Raw genomic sequence first — 19,590 nt, forward strand, 5'->3', positions numbered from 1 at the left:
ATGGTCACCTCCGGATGGTTTCAATGCGGATGCCGTTTTTACGGCGGCCGCTTGAGATAAATTTTATTTTTAGGAGGCATATAATGCTGAAAAGAACGATGATTATAGCGCTGGCTGCGCTGGCGCTGATTGCGGCATTTCCCGCATGGGGTCAGAACAAGGCGAGCGTAAAGGGCATGGAAATTATTATTGGCAACTGGTGGGCGGATTATGACGTTAATACCAGAAGACCGCAGAATGACGCGGCTGAAAGAACGCTTGAACAGCGTAAAAAATTAATGAAGGAATACGGCGTCACCATCAGGGAAAAGGCCATTACCGACTGGAATGGAATGCAGCAGAAAGCGGTTATATCCACAATGACCGGAAAACCTGAAGCGCAGGTTTTTATGCTTCAGCCAAACTGGGCTATGGCGATGAGGGCGCGTGGTCTGCTTGCTCCGATACCCAACACTATCAAAACTCCAAAGCCGATTGGAAAGGGATATTTACCGGTAGAGTTTAACCAGCCTACTATTAATTCCTTTACCTTTGACGGCAAAATTTACGCCTTTTCTGTAGGCATAAATCTGAACAATTTCCAGGCCTTGTTTTTTAACAAACGGCTGTTCAGGGAAGCTGGCCTTGATCCCAACCTCCCATACAATATGCAGAAAGCTGGCACATGGACCTGGGCGGAGTTTATTACTATTTGTAAAAAGCTGACACGGGATATAAACAACGACGGCAAAGTTGATACCTACGCTATGTGCGCGGACCTTTCAACGGAAATACTGGACGCGATTATTTCCAGCAACGGCGCCCAATATGTAGACAAAGACCCCAAGACGGGTAAATTTGTCAATGCCACCGGCAGGCCGGAATTTTTGGAAGCCCTGCAGTATGCAATCAGGTTAAAAACCGAAGGCGTTTTAAAACCCAGGCCGGACGGTAGCAACTGGGATTGGTACAAATCAGAGTTTATTGACGGAAGAGTCGCGATGCGGATTGATGAATCATATATAGCCAACAGTGATTCTGTTGAACTGAATAGAATGAAAGATGACTGGGGCATGGTGCTGTTTCCCAAAGGGCCGAAATCTCCTACATATCGAGTGTTTAGCCGTGATAACCTGATGGTCATTCCCGCCACATATAAGCCGGCGGAAGTGGAAAAAATTCTTTGGGCAGTGGCGCTCTGGTATACTCCCGCTGATGACGACTGGAAATCCGGACAGTACAATTATTTCCGTGATGCCCGCGCCGTTGACGAAACCCTGGTGCTTGTCCGCGATCCGAAACTTGCCATGATAAAATACCATACCTATATCAACGGACTTGAACGTGGTGATATTGCATGGAATATGTGGTACCATGACGGCGAACCCGCCCAGTTAATTGAATCGGTTTCTCAAGACTGGAACACAAAAATAGCCGAAGCTAATAAATAATATTTTAAACCCCGGTAATTACATTACCGGGGATATTTTCCCTCTTAACGCATTAAGGAATAAGTATGAGTATCATCAAAAACGGACGCGGACCGTCATCAATCAGTCCAAAAAAGATTTCTTTTTTGGCTGTTGTGGTGATACTTGTTATGATCTTACCGGCTGCCCGTTGTAACACTCGGAGTACGGAAGGCTCTGATACGGGACAAACGTCTAACTCTGATGTAAAACTAATATCCGGGCAGACAAAAATTCCTAAGGCTCCCGCATCGGTTGTAAAAGCGATTAAAGCGATGGGCGGTGTTATCATTGGCAATTGGTGGGAGGAATACGATGTTAATTCAATCGTCCCGAAAAGCGATTATGACGAAAAATTACTTGAGTACAGGAAAGCGCTTTTAAATAACAATGGCATTGAAATCAAGCAAAAAAAAATTGCGACATGGAGTCAAATGTCACAAATTTCTTCCACTTCCATCATGGCTGGAAAACCGGCGGCGCAAGTTATGGTATTACAGCCGGATTGGGCGTTTGCCTTGTATCGTCAAAGTCTATTGTACCCAGTAAGCGATAACGGGCAGGTAGATATTAGAAAAACAAATATTGTTGATTGGAACAAAACTGTTAATGACGTATTTGCCTTTAACAATAAAATATATGCTTTTACGCCCGGATATGGCGGCAGCTTTCATGCCACTATTATTGTTTGGAACAAGAGATTGTTCAGGGAAGCGGGGCTTGATCCAAACCTTCCTTATGACTTGCAGAAAAACAACCAATGGACATGGGATACATTTCTTGAAATCTGCAAAAAGCTTACAAGGGACATAAACAACGACGGTAAAATTGATATTTACGCCATGCCAAGCGATCTGAGTACTGAAATACTGGACGCTTTTGTCGGCGGTAACGGAGCGACATATGTTGATAAAGATCCGAAAACCGGAAAACTTGTCAACGCGACAAATAGGCCGGAGTTTGTAGAAGCGGTACAGTTTTATATGAAGTTAAGAGATGAAAAAGTTATGATGGAAAAGCCGCCAAACGCTAAATGGGACTGGCATATTCCCGCTTTCAATGACGGTAAAGTCGCAATGCGTATTGACCAGCAATATATCGTAAATAATTTTTCTACTATAAAAGACGACTGGGGAATGGTTCTTCCGCCAAAAGGTCCAAAAGCCAAAAGTTATATTGTATTTACCGATGAAAACGTAATGGTTGTTCCCGCCACATATAAAAAAGATCAAGTAGACGCTATTATGTGGGCAGTTCAGGCGTGGTATACGCCGATTGATAATGACTGGAAAGCGCCTCTGTATCAAGTTTACAGGGATACCCGCGCTATTGACGAGACATGGGTATATATCCGCGACCCGGAATTCCAGCGGTGGAGATACAACTTGCATGTTCCGGGGCTGAACCGCGGCGACATAGCATGGCAAATCTGGTATCATGACGGCGAAGCCGCCCAACTTATTGAATCGGTTTCCCAGCAATGGAACGCGTTAATAGAAGACGCGAATAAATAATTAAGGAGAAAGATATGAGCAGTATAATTGTAAATGGAAACAGTCTGCCGAACATTCCCTGGGAAGACAGGCCGTCTGACAGCAATCCAAAAAAGGAACTGATGTGGCGCTTTTCTAAAAACCCTATTATTCCACGGGATTTAACATTACGGTCCAACAGTATTTTTAACAGCGCCGTTGTTCCGTTTAAGGGAGAGTTTGCCGGCGTGTTCCGTTGTGATGATACTGCGCGTCACATGGACATTCATGCGGGACGCAGTAAGGACGGTATTCATTGGGTTATTGAAGATGAGCCTGTAAAGTTTATCAAGGATAATCCTGAAATCCCCGACTCGGATTACAAGTACGATCCCCGCGTAATTTTTATAGAAGACCGTTATTACATAATGTGGTGTAACGGTTATCATGGCCCATGCCTCGGCCTGGGTTACACTTATGACTTTGAAAAATTTTATCAAATGGAAAACGTGGTAATGCCATTCAACCGTAACGGCGCCCTTTTTCCGCGCAAGATTGGAAAAAATTACGCCATGTACAGCCGTCCCAGCGATTCGGGGCATACTCCCTTTGGAGATATTGTCTATTCGGAAAGCCCCGATCTGGTTTACTGGGGCAAACATCGTCATGTTATGTCGCCGTCAGGCGGATGGCAAAGTACAAAAGTAGGCGCGGGGCCTTGCCCCATCGAAACATCAGAAGGCTGGCTTGTTTTTTATCATGGGGTACTGACAAGCTGTAACGGCTTTGTGTATTCGTTCAGCGCGGCATTGATGGATATTGAAAAGCCGTGGAAGGTTATAGCGCGGCCAAGACCGTATATCATCAACCCGCGTGAGATTTATGAATTGGCGGGTGACGTGCCTAACGTAACTTTCCCAGTAGCCGCGCTTGTTGACAAAGACTCAGGCAGGGTGGCGATTTATTACGGTTGCGCGGATACGGTAACAGGCCTCGTCTTTGGAAAAATAGACGAGATTGTCGATTGGGTAAAAAAGAACCGGATGTAACATGGTACGGTTGACATTGCAGACAGTTCCGATCTTCGGCGATAACATGGTTTTACAATGCGGAAAACCGGTTAGAATTTGGGGATGTAGCGGAGATGAAAGAGGGACTGTCAGCGTCCGTTGGGAATGCGGTGAACATAGCGTTCGCGCGTCAGCCACAGTGTATCGTACTGAATGGAGCCTTATGCTGCCGCCCCTTGCCGCCGGTTTAACAGGCGAGTTGGTCTTCAGCGACAGCTGGGATGAGATACGTTTTAAAAATGTAATAACAGGCGACGTGTGGTTTGCCGGCGGTCAGAGCAATATGGAAATGGAGCTTGTAAACTGCGAAAACGGAAAAGCCGAACTTGCCTCCTGCGCCAATCCCAACATACGTTTTTATCAAGTGACTAAACGCGCCGTTGTAGACGAAGACTTTTTTCGCGAAGAATCTAAATGTTGCTGGAAGGAATGTACGCCCGAAACGTCTGCAATGCTCAGCGCCGCCGCTTTTTTCTTCGCGCGAAAAATTAACGCAGAAACTAAAATTCCCATCGGTATAATAAATTGTTCGTGGGGCGGCACGTCAATCAGTGCGTGGATGAGTGAAGAACAGCTTAACAAGACCGTGGCGGGCAAACGTTATATTGATGATTACGCGCAAAAAATAGGCAATAAAACCATCGAACAGTACAATGCCGAAATGACGGATTATTTTGAACAATGGCGGCAGTGGGACGAGCGTATCTGCGCCCGCAGGGAAAAAGAGCCTGATGTAAGCTGGGAAGTACTGAACAAGGAATGCGGCGAGTGCCCGTGGCCTCAGCCCGCGGGAAAAACCAGCCCTTATCGCCCAACAAATCTTCATACCGCGATGATACGGCGCACCGCTCCTTTTACTATAAAAGGTTTTATTTACTATCAGGGAGAGGAAGACGATCTTCGCGCCTGTGACTACCGCGAAATGATGTACTACCTTGTAGAACAGTGGCGCGGCGACTGGAACGACAACAGCCTTCCGTTTTTATTTGTTCAATTGACCATGTACGCTTCGCGCCAGGAGATTGATTCCGGGAATCCCCCGCGCCATTGGTGCTTGCTAAGGGAAAGCCAATATCTAGCTTCCCTTGACATCGCAAATTCAGGTCTTGCCATAATCATTGATTGCGGAGAGCTTGACAATATTCACCCCTACGACAAACAAACTGTCGGTCTCCGTCTTGCCCTACAAGCGCTAAAAAAAGTTTATGGTAAAGACATTGACGCCGACGCTCCCGTATTCAGTTGGCTGGAAGAGCAGGGTAGCGCTTTACGTCTTCACTTTGATAACGCTGACTGCGGCCTTGAATTTCGGGGCAGTACAAATGATGTTGCCACAAGTTTTGAAATAGCCGCCGCTCAAGGCAAATACTATCCCGCGAAAGCAGAAATAGAAGGCGACAGCGTAATTTTAAGTTCAGAAAAAGTACAACAGCCCAAAAGAGCGCGGTACGCGTGGTACAAGTACGGCCCCACTCCGTTATACGCCCAAAACGGTCTAGCCGCGATGCCCTTCCGCACAAACAGAGACGAACCCTCTGATTGTTAGTAGTCCGTAATTATTAAATATTTACAGGGCATTATTCCCAAATTTTACTCGCAAAGGCGCAAAGGCGCAGAGGCGCAAAGTTCATGTCCGACAGTCCATTGTTGATCAAGATATATAATTTTGACTACAAATCTTGAAGGAAAAACGATGATCCTGCGAACAACAACTTTGCGTCTTTGCGCCTTTGCGAGAGGTCTTCTTAAAAAAATTAATTATTATACACTACTGGAACATACCCGGCATATTTGGCATTGAGCCGCCTCTTGCGCCTTTTGCCATTTTTTTCATCATGCCGCGCATTTTTTCAAACTTTTTTAACAATCTAGCCACTTCTGCGACAGATGTTCCCGAACCGCGGGCGATTCTGCTTCTTCGCGGCGGACCGATAATCAAGTGATTATTGCGCTCTTTAATAGTCATGGAGCTTAGTATCGCTTCCTGACTTTTTAATTCAGCTTTATCAATGTCATCTTCGCTTATCTGTCCCTGCATACCGGGAATCATCTCTAACATTTTTTGCAGAGAGCCCATTTTTTTAAGGGAGCGGATTTGGTTCAGCCAGTCATCAAGAGTGAAGTTTTCTTTCTCCATTTTTTTCTGGAGTTCTAAAGCTTCCTTCTGATCAATCACTTCCTGGGCTTTTTCTACAAGACTGACTACGTCGCCCATGCCGAGGATACGGCCTGCTATTCTTTCTGGGTGGAACGGCTCAAAATCTTCGGGTTTTTCTCCGGTGCCCGTGAACTTTAAAGGTTTTCCTGTTACCGTTTTCAGCGAGAGCGCTGCGCCGCCGCGCGTGTCCGAGTCGAACTTGCTTAGGATTACTCCGGTAAGCCCTACCTTTTCGTCAAATGTTTTTGCGATGTCCGCGGCGGCTTGTCCCGTCATTGAGTCGGCAACAAGGAGCATTTCATCGGGAGCCGAGGCGTTTTTTAGGCGGGAAAGCTCCTGCATCATCGGTTCGTCAATTTGCAGGCGGCCTGTCGTGTCGATGATGACGGTATCGATCATGTTTTTGTTAGCCCACGACAAGGCGTTTTGATAAACTTTTACGCTGTCCTTTGCGCCGTCTTCTTTATAAACTGGGATTCCAACTTGTCCGCCGAGTACGGCAAGCTGTTCAATCGCGGCGGGGCGGATTAAGTCGCATGCTACAAGTAGGGGTTTGCGCCCATCTTTTTTAAGACGCAGGGCAAGTTTAGCCGCGCTTGTGGTTTTTCCCGATCCTTGCAAACCAAGCATTAAAATTGTCGATATTACATCGGGGCCTTTTAATTTTAAAGCGCGGCTTGCGGGGTCTTCGTCTCCAAGAAAGGAAACCAATTTGTCATGGACAATTTTAACAAATTGCTGGCCGGGATCTACGGAGCGTAAAACTTTTTCTCCCTTTGCCTCTTCAATTGTCGAGTTTACAAAACGGCGCACGACGCGCAGGTTTACATCCGCTTCCAGAAGCGCCATTTTAATCGCTTCTACCGCGTCTTCAATATTTTTTTCGCTGATTGACGCTTTGCCCGTAACAAAACGAAGAGCGTCGGTAATTTTTCCGGATAATTTTTCAAACATTTTTTACCCCGTCTTTATTTTTATTGATTTATTTTATTTTTACCGTCAAGTTGCGCGAGAAAATCCTGAATTTGCATGCCGGAATTAACCTTATATATGTCGTAACTGTAACTTATACAGAGTTTGTAAGGCCGTATATTTTTATTGTTTTGGTTGTCAACGGCGTTATTTATGCGCTCAATAATGCGATGAACGTCATTTTTTGCCGTAGTAATCAGAATAAACTCATCTCCGCCATAACGCACCGCAAAGTCAGTATGCCTGAAATAAGTTTTAATTATTGTAGCGATGTCGCGCACCGCGTTATCGCCTTCCAGATGGCCGTGGATATCGTTTATTTCTCCTAATTTATTTATATTTATTTTAATAAACGCGTATTCATTTTTATTTTTTTGTTTATAGCTCCGGCTGTCAAGATAAAATTTGTTAATGAATTTATAAAAATCATTGCGGTTGCCCATGCCGGTAAGACTGTCAACTTTTAAATCGTATCTAAGCATAAAGAAATATATGTATAATATTGACGCTGTAACGCACGGCCAAATCAGTTTTGTCGTACCAAGTAAAATATCCACGACCGCTCCAACGGACGTAATGACAACAAAAATAATAATCATTAAAATTTGGTTGTGTTTAATATATTTGTAGGCAAGGCTTATATCGACTAAAATTATTACTATTGGGAAATAACTTATTATTATTTGAAGAAAAAATACTATTCCCCTGATATAAGTATTATCTTTTGAAAGATAAAAATAATATCCAAATTGGAAATTAGGTATTATGCTGAGCGTATATAACGCCAGAAAAACAGTTACTATTTTTATAAATTTTTTTGTCCTGATAATATTTTCATGCGCGAAATAGTCTATAAAAACAGCGCCGTAATAATAACAGCAATTACGCGCAATAAAATAAATTGACCAAACATAGTATAATTCGTTATTTACATGAATTTCCGCTTTTCCCCCCAATAAAGAACCGATAAAATCACATATAGCGGAAATAAAAACCGCGCTTAGCATTATAAGTAATAATTTGCGTTGAAAAACATCCGTATTGTATTTTTGCAAATAGTCAGCCGCAATAAGGATTATTATTATGCAGGAACCGATTATCGCGCTGAAATATTCTAAAGTAATCATATTTTAAAATCTCCCGCGCGGCGTTTTTCTTCGGTATTTAAGTGCATTAGGCCGTTAATGTGATTTAAAAAATCATCTATCCGTCTGGTGTCGTCTGAGAAGTACGCGTCAAACCCATAAATTATTTTTATCTGATATGGTTTTCCATTATTTTTATTGTACATATCTAAATTTTCATTAATCTTGTCCAATAAATCGTCAATGCCTATTTCTGTTCTTACGGCAAGTACAAATTCATCTCCGCCGTAACGCGCCGCGAAATCTGATTTTCTGCCGCAAAATTTTATGATCTGCGCCATATTACGCAGGGCGTTATCACCTTCAAGATTACCGTAGGATTCATTTATAGACTTAAAATTAATTATGTCAATCATGGCGATTATAAGCGATTTGCCGTTCTTGTTACGTGTAAATTTATGCACAAATTCAAAAAAGCTGTAGCGGTTGTCAAGTCCGGTTAAATAATCGGTTTTATTTTCTTTGAGTATGACAAATAAATAAGTAAAAAGGAGCAGAGCGGCGATAACAGGCCAGATTATTCTGTATTCAGTAAAATTTCCGGCGCTTTTATTGAGTGAATACGCGAAATCCGCGATTAACAATAAAAATACAGCGATTAACACAATACAGAAATTTTTTCTTATTTTGCGGTTACTTGAAAATTTTACCATACATTCGGCAAATACAATTATGATGATTAATGCCGGACCTGTAAAAGTATTTAGAGCGTAAGAAAAATTCATTATTTAACCCAATCCGCCAAAAGAGTTTCACAGTATTCCTGCGGATCAATTTCCCTGTTTAATAGTCTGCATAATCCGATGGAGACGGGCATTTTAAGCTTGTGTTTCTCGGCTAGAATATGGACATATTTAGCGGCGGCTACGCCTTCCGGCAAATAGCCTATTTCACTGATTCGGGATAGGAGATCATCGATGTTTTTAAACGGTTTTAGTATATTTTTTTCGATTATTTCCCTGCCAAAGCGCCTGTTCCTTCCGTAAATAGAACGGCACGTAACGTCTAAATCGCCAATTCCGGAAATGGAAGTAAATGTCTCGGTATGAGTCGCGCCTAACGCTTTGCCAAGAGTCTGTATCTCGTTTAATCCCGCCGCAAGCAAAAGAGATTCGGTGCCGTCTCCGAACATATCCATTTTACCGATGGTTTTCATTGCGTCTAACAAACCAAACGCGATTGCTATAACGTTCTTTGCCGCCGCCGCCGCCTGTACTCCCCTTACGTCAAGCGATGAATAAACCAGTAAGCGCGGGCCTTTTAGCAAGTCCCTAAAACGGATTGAGTTCTTTGGATTTTCACTTGCCGCGATAAGCCCCGTTACTTTTCCCCGCGATACTTCCTCAGCGTGGCTTGGACCGGAAATGTATACAAGGGATTGGCGGAAAAAGCCTGGCAGATAATCTTCCATAGTTTCCAGAATCAGACGGGGGCCGTTTTCGGCGGGTAAAAAGCCTTTTGTTATCGCTGCGATTATAGTTTTTCCCTCTCTTATGGAATTTATTGAAAGGGTTTTTTTCAACGTGTCAAGCAGGAACAAAGATGGTACCGCGTAAATAAGGAATTGTTTACCTTCTGCGGCTTCTTCGATATCCGAGGTCGCTCTTATTTTTTTTGGTAATTCAACATCAGGCAAATATCTGGAATTTTGTTTTTTATTGTTTATATCGTCTCTTACCTCAGTCTCATAACTCCAGATAAGTACGTCTTTCTCTTTTTCAGCAATGACCTTTGCTATTGCCGTTCCCCATGCGCCCGCGCCTAAAACCGCTATTTGAGTGTTCATACTTTATTATGCACTTTAATCTGTATTTTCTCAACAATTATTCTCCCGCAATTAAAGATTGGCGGGGAATTCCAAGTGTTAAATTGAAATTTAAGGCTTAAAAAGCCATAAATACCCTTGCAAGTGTGTTTTTACCGTGATAATCTAATATTGTGAGGAAATTAGCAAAATTAACGATATTTTTCAGCCTTGTCTTCATCATTATTTTTACGGTAGTAACAGGCATAAGGTTTCTGTCCCTTCGTGTTGATTGGGCTAAAAATCTGCCGCCTAAACCGGAAACTTCCCTTACATTGCTTATAACAGCCGCGCATTGGGCGTTAACAGTGGCTTTGTTTTTATCAATTGTAATAGCTTTAAATTATTCAATTAGAAAAAGTTTTTTTGCGTTGATGTCTCTTATATGCGTAATGTTACTGTCGTTCCTGTTTAGTTTTGGAATTTCTACTGCCTTAGACCAATGGAGATCCGTACCGCCAGCAAAAAGTTCCGGCATAGCTCTTGGCGGAAAAGGATTGATACTGTCGAATACGTTAAATAAAAATGAGACTGCGGTTATTCTGTTAAATGGCGCGTCTGACCCTCTTGGTCCGAGGGTTGTAGCGATACCGAATCAGCCGCTGGCTTTTCAGCGCTCGGCAAGCGCGGATTTTGATCTTCCTCCAGTCCCGTTTGGCGACGATGCGCCGTGGTTTTTAAAAGATATTGAAATAGACATCAGGCTTAACGCGGAAATGTTCCAGCGAAAATTTTCACAAGGTTTTCTTCCATATTTAATTTACGTCGGGTCTCTTATTTACCTTTTATGTTCGCTTGGTTATGTGCTTAAATTCAGCGCATGGCCGCTTGCCAATCTTTTCTTGTCCATACTCGCGTTTAGGGGCATTCTTGCGCTTAACACTTTTTTTAACAGTCAGGAGATGCAGATGATTACGGCGTCTTTCCTTGATAATAGAATACCCGTGGTATACGCGCTTCCGTTTGTTTTTCTTGGTTTTGGAACGCTTGTAAACCTGTATTCGCTTTTGGCTTTTGCCGCAAAGAGGCGGGTGGATGATGGCGATTAACACTGATAAAATGCGTTCCCCGCAGGCAATTTTTATTATTTATTCCTTGTCTGCCTTTCTTCTTATCATGATTTTAAGATTTATTTTTCCCGGCTCGCCGGCTCCTATATTACTTTATTCCCGCAGTTGGCGGCTGATACATGGGGTGTTAGAAATAATTAATTTTTTTCCCGCTGTAGCTTTTTCCGCGCTTGTGATTCCTTTTGGACTTGTTTCGCTTGATGATCATTATCAGAGTTTTTCTGAAATGTTTTTTAAACGCCTTGTTTCTTCCGTAGTTACCGCGATTGTCGCGGCTGTTATTTATGGCATTATATTTTTTCTTGTGTTCCCAATGGTTAAGAATTATGAAGAAAATATGATATACAGCGGAGATATGTACCGGCTTGCGAAAAAGAACGCGCAGGAGTGCAGAGACTTAAAGGATTGGGAAAAAGCTTACCAACTTTTGAGTATCTGCGATCATGTCTGGTATAACAGCCCCGAATTAGAACCTCTTAGAAAGGAAATTAAAATAAATTTACGCGAAGACGCTTTTGAAAAAGATGATGAAAAAAACCGCGCCCGTGAAGCGTTGGCGGCGGATTACCACATTTCAGATATTGTCCCGTTAAATGAAGATCAAAAACCTGTTGACGCCGCGCAGGCTATTGCCATGAGCAGGGAAGCTTTTAATGAAAGACGCTATTATGACGCCCATTGGCTTGCTAATCTTGGAACGCGGCTTGCCGTAAGAGGAAGCGTAGAAGCCGCCAACGCCGCGCGGCTTGCAAGCGAAGCATGGAACATGATTGCCTCTCTTGCGCCTAACGCTAAGGAAGAACATCTTTTTGATTTGTACAATTTAAAACTTTCAGGTTATGAGGCGATGGCGTCGGGCGAATGGATACGCGCGTTTTACATTTTTCAGGAACTGTTGACATATACTCCCGATGATCCCGACGCGAAAAATTTTATTGCCGTAAGCGAGAAAAACGCCAAAGAAATCGCCTTTTTTACTGAAGAGATGGAATTATCCCTGGGCGAAAATTTAAACGGCGCTGTATTTTCCATTCCCGGCGCGGACGGCAGGGTAGTGATGCGTTTTAACGGTCTTACGACAACGGATGATGTCGCTTACGGTACCGGATTTGAATACATGGAATTTGACGCGAATATGACTCCAAAGACAAGCGTCGCCTCCCAATACGCGAAACTTACGCCTTTTACAAATGACGGAAAGCCTAAGGTGTATGTTTTAACCCACGCTCTAGATCGTTTAGACAAGAATAACGATTTTAAAGGCGAATGGCTTATTGGCAGCCCTGTTGTAGGCGGGATATTTTTAAATATCAGTTATGAAGATTTAATGGTAATTACTGATGTAAGAAGAGGGCTTACAAATCTGCGGATTAGTGACCTCTTTGAGGCGGCGGAAAAACTTGGTGATGACGGATATATAAGTCAAATTTTTCAAGCGGAAATTTTAAACCGGCTTGGCTGTGTTTTGTATTTTCTGCCTATGGCGATTTTTATAATTGGAATCGCATGGCGGTATCGCACAAAAGGAAAACCTCGTTTTTTATTTATTCTTTTACTTCCTCTCCTGCCGGTTGTTTTTCATGGTTTTGTTTTTATGTACCGCTCGGCAATCAACACATTGGGCATTTGGCTTGTAATAAGTTTTGGCTTTACCGCCGCGTTAATTGCGTTTATCGCGGCTCTTGCCGTAACGTTATTTATTTCGCTTCTTTCGCTTGCCTCTCAACAGAGTTAGTCTGTCTAAAAAGACGGTTACTTTGCGGAGGCGGTTTTAGGGTAAATTAGCGTTTTTCCAAATCAAGTAATTTTTGTTTAATATCTAACCCGCCCCCGAAACCTGTTAAACTTCCGTCATGGCCGATTACGCGGTGACAGGGAACAATTATTGCAATTGGGTTACGGTTATTTGCCATTCCTACTGCGCGGCACGCTTTTGGATTTCCAATCATAGCGGCTAATTCGCCGTAACTGCGCGTTTGCCCATAGGGAATTTTTTGCAGCGCCTTCCAAATTTTTACCTGAAAATCCGTTCCATGTAAAACAAGCGGCAAGTCAAAATTTAGCCTGTCTTTTTTAAAGTATTCGTCAAACTGCTTTGCCGCTTTTTTTATCAGCGGAGTCTCGCTTTTCTCAAAATTATCAGGTATTTTCCCCGCTCCAAATGAGACAAAACAGACGGCTCCGTCTTCTTCGGCAATATAAAGATTACAGAAATCATAATGATAAAAACAGTATTTTTTCACTATAAAAGTGTAACATAATTAATGTTTTTTGGTTATATAAGAGATATAATAAATAATGGAGGAGTAAAAATGAAAAAATTGATTATTTTCCTAGTTATCGCTGTTTTGGTGGCGGGTACAATTTCCGCCCAACCTATCAGGGATCAGCGTAATTCCGGTTCTGGAGAGAAACCCGAGCAATTAAACGATGCCACTCGCCAACAAAGGGGCAGCCGTAGCGAGGTTCGTTCTGTAACAGTAGAAGGCGTTTTAAAACTGGAAAAGGGATTTGTCGCGGTAGAAAGCGCGGATAAAGTTTACGTTGTTCCGATGTTGAACCGTTATATTGGTTTTATTAGCGGACTGCGCGAGGGAGAAAAAGTTTCTGTTGAAGGATACGAATTTAGAAGCATGATTCGCCCAACCAAAGTGACAATTGACGGTAAATCCTACGATTTTATCGCGTGGAATCACGGTCAAGGACCGAAGCACGGTTTCGGAAAGCGGGATTTTCGCCCGGACAATAATAGGCGTATTCCTTCTCCTCGGGGAGATAATCAAGGTAGGAGAAACAGAGATAAAAAACAACAGACAGATTAAACTATTCCACATGTAATTTTCACTCTGATATGATATTTTTCTTACAATGAGACTGAAAAATCCATCATATTGCGTTATAATAGTTATAATGAGTCAAAAAGCCGCCGATTTTGATAAAAATCAATCTCCAACACAAAAAATATCGGCGGTATTTTTAGTAAATAACCCATGTAATATACATTTCACCCCCCCCCCCCCCCATACAATAAGCGCTTATACAAGCAAAGTAACATCACTTTTATTACAATATTCTCATTTTTTGAAAAAATGCCGAATTTCCACTTATGTACAAACCGCCGTTGGCGGCGTTGTACAACTCAATTCCTTACGCGCGTCGAACGGAGTGAGATATGGGGGAAGATCGGCTTTTTTAATAAATCACAAAGAGGAGTTTTAGATGAAAAACAAAAGAACAAATGCGGGGAGTTTTACAATGGTAAAACTCCAAGCTAAAAGGCGTAGCTTTTTAGCGCTTGTAGCCGTAATAGGCTTCATGATCCTGTCAATGACAGGGTGCGAGGAACCCAAGCCAACCCTCGATGGCATTGACCTAGAGGGACCAACAAAAACTACGTACTCTGTCGGCGAAGATTTGGATACTGACGGCTTGATAGTAACGGCACGCTACAGCGACGGGAAAAGGGAGGTTGTTCCTATCGATAAGTTGACAATAACCGGCTTTGATTCCAGCGCAGTGGGAAGTATATCCGTTACCGTCGCTTACGGGGGTTTTTCGAGAACCTTTAACGTTACCATTACTGACAAGGAAACGGTCGCAACGCCTACGGCAAACCCTGCGGAGGGAGTCTACATCAATACGCAGAGCGTTACCTTGTCCTCAACAACCGAAGGCGCGGCAATCTACTACACCACAGACGGAACAGCTCCCTCTGCTACTTCTGGCACATTGTTTTCAGCTTCGACACCAATCAGTATTACTACGACAACAACCATCAAAGCCATAGCCGTTAAGGCCGGCTGGAACGACAGCAGCGTATTCACGGCGACATACACCATACAAACCCCCATTGAATTAACTGCCGCCGACAAATGGTTTGACGGAAGCCTTAGCTCAACAGTAAAGGAACAATGGTTCAAATTTACAGCGACGGCGGCAACCCAGTATATACACTTCCAACCCGGCACACTGACCAGCGCGACTGTTCAACTGTACAGCGCCGACACTACAACAACTGTAGGAACCAGCGCATCTCTTTCCGCCAGTTCTACTAATATAAACCGATCTGTAACCAACGGCAGTGTGTACTATATAAAAGTATCGGCCAGCATCCTCAGCGGCGCATATAAGATAGCGTTTAGCACGACAGCATCATCGCCAACAATAGTAGATATACCGACCACTGGAGTAACCGAATTGACCACCGGCTTATGGTCAGACAGCAAAAGTATGCCTACAGGCGGCGAACAGTGGTTCAAGTTTACCACGGGTGCGACTGGCACTTCCGCGTATATACACTTCCTGTATGGCACCATGTACGGCGCTTATGTACAAGTATACACTACCGAAGGTAGAACCCAAGGGGATAGACTATCTTTTACCTATTCTACCAGTTCCTCTATAACGGTAACCGCCAGCACTACTTACTATATTAGAGTAGTGCCTGCAGGAACCTCCTATAACGGCACGTATAGGATAGGGTTCAATACAACAACAACAAGACCTTCAATAAATATACCAACCACAGGCATAACCCCACTGCCCACTGCCAACACAACATGGTATGACGGAGCTCTTTCCTCAACAGAACCAAAAGTAACTGAACAATGGTTCAGCTTTACCTCGACGGCAACTTCCCAATATATACACTTCCAACCGGGTACACTGGCCAGAATTGATGTGCAATTGTATACTGCTGCTGGTGCACCAGTAGGAAGCAGGTCATATCTTAGCAGTGGTAATGTCTATACAACCCAAACTGTAACCAACAACACTCAGTACTATATCATGGTATTGCCTTATTCAAGTTCCTTTACCAACGGCGCATATAAGATAGCGTTCGGTGATTCATCTACACAGCCCGCAATAACTATACCATCAATAGATAGCATACCCGCGCTGACCGCCGACACATGGACTGACGGCAATATTACTACCACAGTCGGCGAACAATGGTTCAAATTTACCGCGACGGCAACTTCCCATTATATCCACTTCCTGCCGGGAACCGGCTCGGGCGCGCTGACCGACGTATATGTCAGGCTGTTTACAGCAGACGGTAAAAATGTGAGAGACCCAGTAAATCTTGATAACTCCACTCCCAGTACCAACCAAACCGGATTAACTGCCACCACTACGTACTATATCAGGGTAACGCCTTATTCAAATACCTACAGCGGCACATATAAGATAGCGTTTAACTCGACACAATCAACGCCCATAATAACACCTTCTCCTATACCAACCACAGGCGCAACCGAACTGACGGCAGACCAATTTACTAGCGGAAGTATTGCTACATCAAGCGACGTACAATGGTATAAATTTACCGCAAATGTAACGGGAGCACAATATATACACATTCGGTGTGTCACATTGTCCAACCTGTATGCACAAGTGTATACTAGCGACGGTAGAATTTTCGTTGGCAACGAATATTTTTCCAGTTCCACTACTATTACAAACCGATCGGTAACCAGCGGCAGTACCTACTATATAAAAGTAACGCCTCCTTCTTATAGCACTGGCTCATTTATAATAGGGTTCAACACGTCAAATACACAAACACCAAAAGTAACTGTGCCGGAAGCAGCAAGCATAACCGATCTGACCATAGGCACATATGGTAACGGCAATATTACAACCGCAGGCGGCGATCAATGGTTTAAATTTACAACAAATGCAACAAGTCCGGGGAATACATCAGCATATATCCACTTCAAAGGAGTTACGGACGATGGCGCACTGACTGGTACTGTGACTGTACAACTGTACACTAGCGAAGGTAGACTTCAAGGGGCATCATCGACTCTTTATAACTACACTGCTATTTCTTCTTCTGTCAACCGAGCGAGCTTAACCGCCAGCACTGTTTACTATCTCAAAGTAACGCCTAATACAAGCACTGCAACCGGCACATATAAGATAGGAATCGCCACGGGTTCGACAGAGCCAACATCACCATAAGTTTGCGATAGCGGCGGGGCACCATGCGCGGTAACACGCGCATGGCGTTTGCCGCGTAAATTACATGGCTGTCCAATAAATACCCATTTTAGTATTGATTTTCTCACAATAATATAGTATTATTTTAAATAACTAAAATAACACAGCTTTGTTAGAGAAAAATAGGGGTTTTAAATCTAAGGGGGGAAAAATGAAGATTAAAATTAAACTGAGCATTATGATGATCGCAATCATGGCGGTCATTGCCGGCGGCATTGCCATTATTCAATTACGGCAGGCGTCCGATATAGCATTGAATCTGTCCAAACAGAAAACCATGTATCTAGCGCGTCAACGCGCCCAGTACTGGGACGGCAGGATAGGCGGCTATATACAGGTACTGCAAACGCTATCTAATGAAATGAATTTTTATGAACACCTTGAACCGGCAACGCGGCGCGATGAGTATGAAAATCTGATGCAGTCTGTTTTTGAAGACATGCCCGATTTTATCCGAATGTTTACCGTCTGGAAACCTGACGCCATTGACGGCATGGACGCGCGTTATATTAACAGGGTAGGCTCAACCCCTACGGGGCAGTTTGCTTATGCTTTGGGAAAGGAAACCGGAAAGATACAGCCTCAAACCAGCGCCGTCGTTAAAGAGGTAATGGATCATATTAACGGACCTGACAGGACAACAGTTGGAATGAGCGACCCAACCATTTTTAATCTGTCGGGAAAAGACATATATTGCGTCAGACTCGTAGTCCCCATTCTTAACAAGAGGCTCAATGAAATAGTAGGAGCCGTAGGCTGTCAGTTGGATATTGACATGATACAACCCAGAATAGAGCAGACAATGAAAGATTTTGATGAAGTTTCCGCTATATCAATTTACACCAATACTGGGTTTGTTATGGCGAGTTACAGGCCGGAACGCATAGGAAAGAATATGCTCGATGCGGAAGTGCAATTCGGCAACTATATAAACAAAGCGTTAGATGCCGTTAAAAACGGAATTGAATTCGAATGTTTCAGTTACGCTCCAACGCTGAAAGAAAATATACAAATAGCTATAGCTAATGTTCCCATAGGGAGTTCTAAAACAAATTGGTCGGTAATGGTCGGTTCAGTCGAATCTTATATCATGAAAGAAGTTAGAGCGATAGAACGGTTTTCTATTATATTGGTGTCAATATCCCTTGTTGCGGCGGTGGTACTTATATACTTTGTTTTGAATAACACTACCGCCCCAATCGTAAAGGTAGCGAATACCCTCAAAGACATTTCCGAGGGCGAAGGCGACCTGACCCGAAGCGTCGCCGTCAGTTCCAAGGACGAGGTAGGCGATCTTGCCAATTACTTTAATAAAACAATTCAAAAAATTAAAGACCTTGTGCTTATTATTAAAAAGCAAGCCGCTGTATTAAAAGATATAGGCAATGATCTTGCCAGCAATATGACCGAGACTGCCGCAGCGATAAACGAAATCACTTCCAACATTCAGAGCATCAAGAGCCGTGTTATAAATCAGTCCGCCAGCGTAACCGAGACAAACGCCACAATGGAACAGGTAATAGTGAATATTAACAAACTCAACGGCCATGTGGAAAAACAAAGTCAGAATGTTTCGCAGGCGTCATCCGCGATTGAGGAAATGGTAGCCAATATCGGCTCTGTTACTAGCACGCTGGTGAATAACGCCACCAATGTAAATTCATTAAAAGAAGCCTCCGAAGTAGGCCGCGGCGGATTGCAGGAAGTAGCAACGGACATTCAGGAAATATCCCGCGAGTCGGAAGGCTTGCTGGAAATTAACTCTGTAATGGAGAACATCGCCAGCCAGACCAATCTGCTTTCGATGAACGCGGCAATTGAGGCCGCCCACGCCGGAGAGGCCGGCAAAGGCTTTGCCGTAGTCGCCGATGAAATCCGCAAACTGGCGGAAAGTTCCAGCGATCAGTCCAAGACAATCGGCACGGTACTGAAAAAAATAGCGGAATCAATCAAAAATATTACAAGCTCCACAGATAACGTGCTTAAAAAGTTCGAAGCGATTGACTCAGGCGTAAAGACGGTTTCGATACAGGAAGAAAATGTCCGCAACGCTATGGAAGAGCAAGGACAGGGGAGCAAACAGGTACTGCAAAGCGTCGGCAGTTTGAATGATCTTACGCGGCAGGTAAAGAGCAGCAGTGAAGAAATGCTTAACGGCAGCCAGGAAGTAATGAATGAGAGCCAGAATTTGGGGAAGATGACAGTGGAAATAACCGGCGGCATGAACGAGATGGCAATTGGCGCGGAGCAAATAAACATAGCGGTAAACAATGTCAATGGAATGACCCTCAAGAACCGTGACGCCATTGACGCCTTGATAAGGGAAGTTTCGCGCTTTAAGGTGGAGTGATAGAACAAGAAAGCACTTTTATTTTGCCGAAAAATGAGATAAGCTTGATGCAATGTATTCCATGCAATGCCATGCAGGAATATCTATCACTATCT

14 protein-coding genes are annotated in these 19,590 nt (G+C 43.5%); 9 read left to right on the top strand and 5 right to left on the bottom strand.

Going from position 1 to position 19,590, the window contains the following annotated elements; genetic code table 11:
• The first annotated feature begins 83 nt into the window (after positions 1-83).
• The 4 genes from ACYVRA_RS00970 to ACYVRA_RS00985 all read left to right on the top strand — a co-directional run bounded on the left by ACYVRA_RS00970 (position 84) and on the right by ACYVRA_RS00985 (position 5,536).
• Positions 84-1,430, top strand: coding sequence for an ABC transporter substrate-binding protein (locus ACYVRA_RS00970; protein WP_461250878.1), 1,347 nt, complete (start codon positions 84-86; stop codon positions 1,428-1,430).
• Positions 1,431-1,495: 65 nt separating this feature from the next.
• The gene (locus ACYVRA_RS00975) at positions 1,496-2,962 is read left to right on the top strand and encodes an ABC transporter substrate-binding protein (protein ID WP_461250879.1); all 1,467 of its coding nucleotides are present in this window, start codon (positions 1,496-1,498) and stop codon (positions 2,960-2,962) included.
• A gap of 14 nt (positions 2,963-2,976) precedes the next feature.
• On the top strand, positions 2,977-3,969 hold the full coding sequence (locus tag ACYVRA_RS00980; protein ID WP_461250880.1) for a glycoside hydrolase family 130 protein: 993 nt from the start codon (positions 2,977-2,979) through the stop codon (positions 3,967-3,969).
• Between the two features lies 1 nt (position 3,970).
• Positions 3,971-5,536 (top strand): sialate O-acetylesterase, encoded by a 1,566-nt coding sequence (locus ACYVRA_RS00985; RefSeq protein WP_461250881.1) that lies wholly within the window; start codon positions 3,971-3,973, stop codon positions 5,534-5,536.
• 222 nt (positions 5,537-5,758) lie between these two features.
• Here the strand turns inward: ACYVRA_RS00985 and ffh are convergent, their stop codons facing one another.
• The 4 genes from ffh to ACYVRA_RS01005 are packed head-to-tail and all read right to left on the bottom strand — an operon-like array spanning position 5,759 to position 10,051.
• Positions 5,759-7,102 carry a signal recognition particle protein gene (ffh, locus tag ACYVRA_RS00990; RefSeq protein WP_461250882.1) on the bottom strand — a complete coding sequence of 448 codons (1,344 nt, stop codon included), beginning with the start codon at positions 7,100-7,102 and terminating at the stop codon, positions 5,759-5,761.
• 20 nt (positions 7,103-7,122) lie between these two features.
• The gene (locus ACYVRA_RS00995; RefSeq protein ID WP_461250883.1) at positions 7,123-8,247 is read right to left on the bottom strand and encodes a GGDEF domain-containing protein; all 1,125 of its coding nucleotides are present in this window, start codon (positions 8,245-8,247) and stop codon (positions 7,123-7,125) included.
• Complete coding sequence (locus tag ACYVRA_RS01000) at positions 8,244-8,990, bottom strand: GGDEF domain-containing protein (protein WP_461250884.1); 747 nt, start codon at positions 8,988-8,990, stop codon at positions 8,244-8,246. The genes ACYVRA_RS00995 and ACYVRA_RS01000 overlap by 4 nt, the downstream gene beginning before the upstream one ends.
• A complete protein-coding gene (locus ACYVRA_RS01005; RefSeq protein ID WP_461250885.1) occupies positions 8,990-10,051 on the bottom strand; it encodes an NAD(P)H-dependent glycerol-3-phosphate dehydrogenase in 1,062 nt (353 codons plus the stop codon). Before ACYVRA_RS01005 ends, ACYVRA_RS01000 begins: the two co-directional genes overlap by 1 nt.
• Before the next feature lie 152 nt (positions 10,052-10,203).
• Here ACYVRA_RS01005 and ACYVRA_RS01010 point away from each other — a divergent pair, with 152 nt between their 5' ends.
• On the top strand, positions 10,204-11,118 hold the full coding sequence (locus ACYVRA_RS01010) for a hypothetical protein (protein WP_461250886.1): 915 nt from the start codon (positions 10,204-10,206) through the stop codon (positions 11,116-11,118).
• Positions 11,105-12,874 carry a hypothetical protein gene (locus ACYVRA_RS01015; protein WP_461250887.1) on the top strand — a complete coding sequence of 590 codons (1,770 nt, stop codon included), beginning with the start codon at positions 11,105-11,107 and terminating at the stop codon, positions 12,872-12,874. The genes ACYVRA_RS01010 and ACYVRA_RS01015 overlap by 14 nt, the downstream gene beginning before the upstream one ends.
• A 46-nt stretch (positions 12,875-12,920) precedes the next feature.
• Here the strand turns inward: ACYVRA_RS01015 and ACYVRA_RS01020 are convergent, their stop codons facing one another.
• The gene (locus ACYVRA_RS01020) at positions 12,921-13,382 is read right to left on the bottom strand and encodes a methylated-DNA--[protein]-cysteine S-methyltransferase (RefSeq protein WP_461250888.1); all 462 of its coding nucleotides are present in this window, start codon (positions 13,380-13,382) and stop codon (positions 12,921-12,923) included.
• 69 nt (positions 13,383-13,451) lie between these two features.
• Between ACYVRA_RS01020 and ACYVRA_RS01025 the strand changes: the two genes are divergently transcribed.
• The 3 genes from ACYVRA_RS01025 to ACYVRA_RS01035 all read left to right on the top strand — a co-directional run bounded on the left by ACYVRA_RS01025 (position 13,452) and on the right by ACYVRA_RS01035 (position 19,495).
• A complete protein-coding gene (locus ACYVRA_RS01025; protein ID WP_461250889.1) occupies positions 13,452-13,961 on the top strand; it encodes a hypothetical protein in 510 nt (169 codons plus the stop codon).
• 397 nt (positions 13,962-14,358) lie between these two features.
• Complete coding sequence (locus ACYVRA_RS01030) at positions 14,359-17,106, top strand: chitobiase/beta-hexosaminidase C-terminal domain-containing protein (RefSeq protein ID WP_461250890.1); 2,748 nt, start codon at positions 14,359-14,361, stop codon at positions 17,104-17,106.
• Between the two features lie 190 nt (positions 17,107-17,296).
• The gene (locus ACYVRA_RS01035; RefSeq protein WP_461250891.1) at positions 17,297-19,495 is read left to right on the top strand and encodes a methyl-accepting chemotaxis protein; all 2,199 of its coding nucleotides are present in this window, start codon (positions 17,297-17,299) and stop codon (positions 19,493-19,495) included.
• The last annotated feature ends 95 nt before the right edge of the window (positions 19,496-19,590 follow it).

Source organism: Treponema sp. R8-4-B8 (assembly GCF_054786175.1).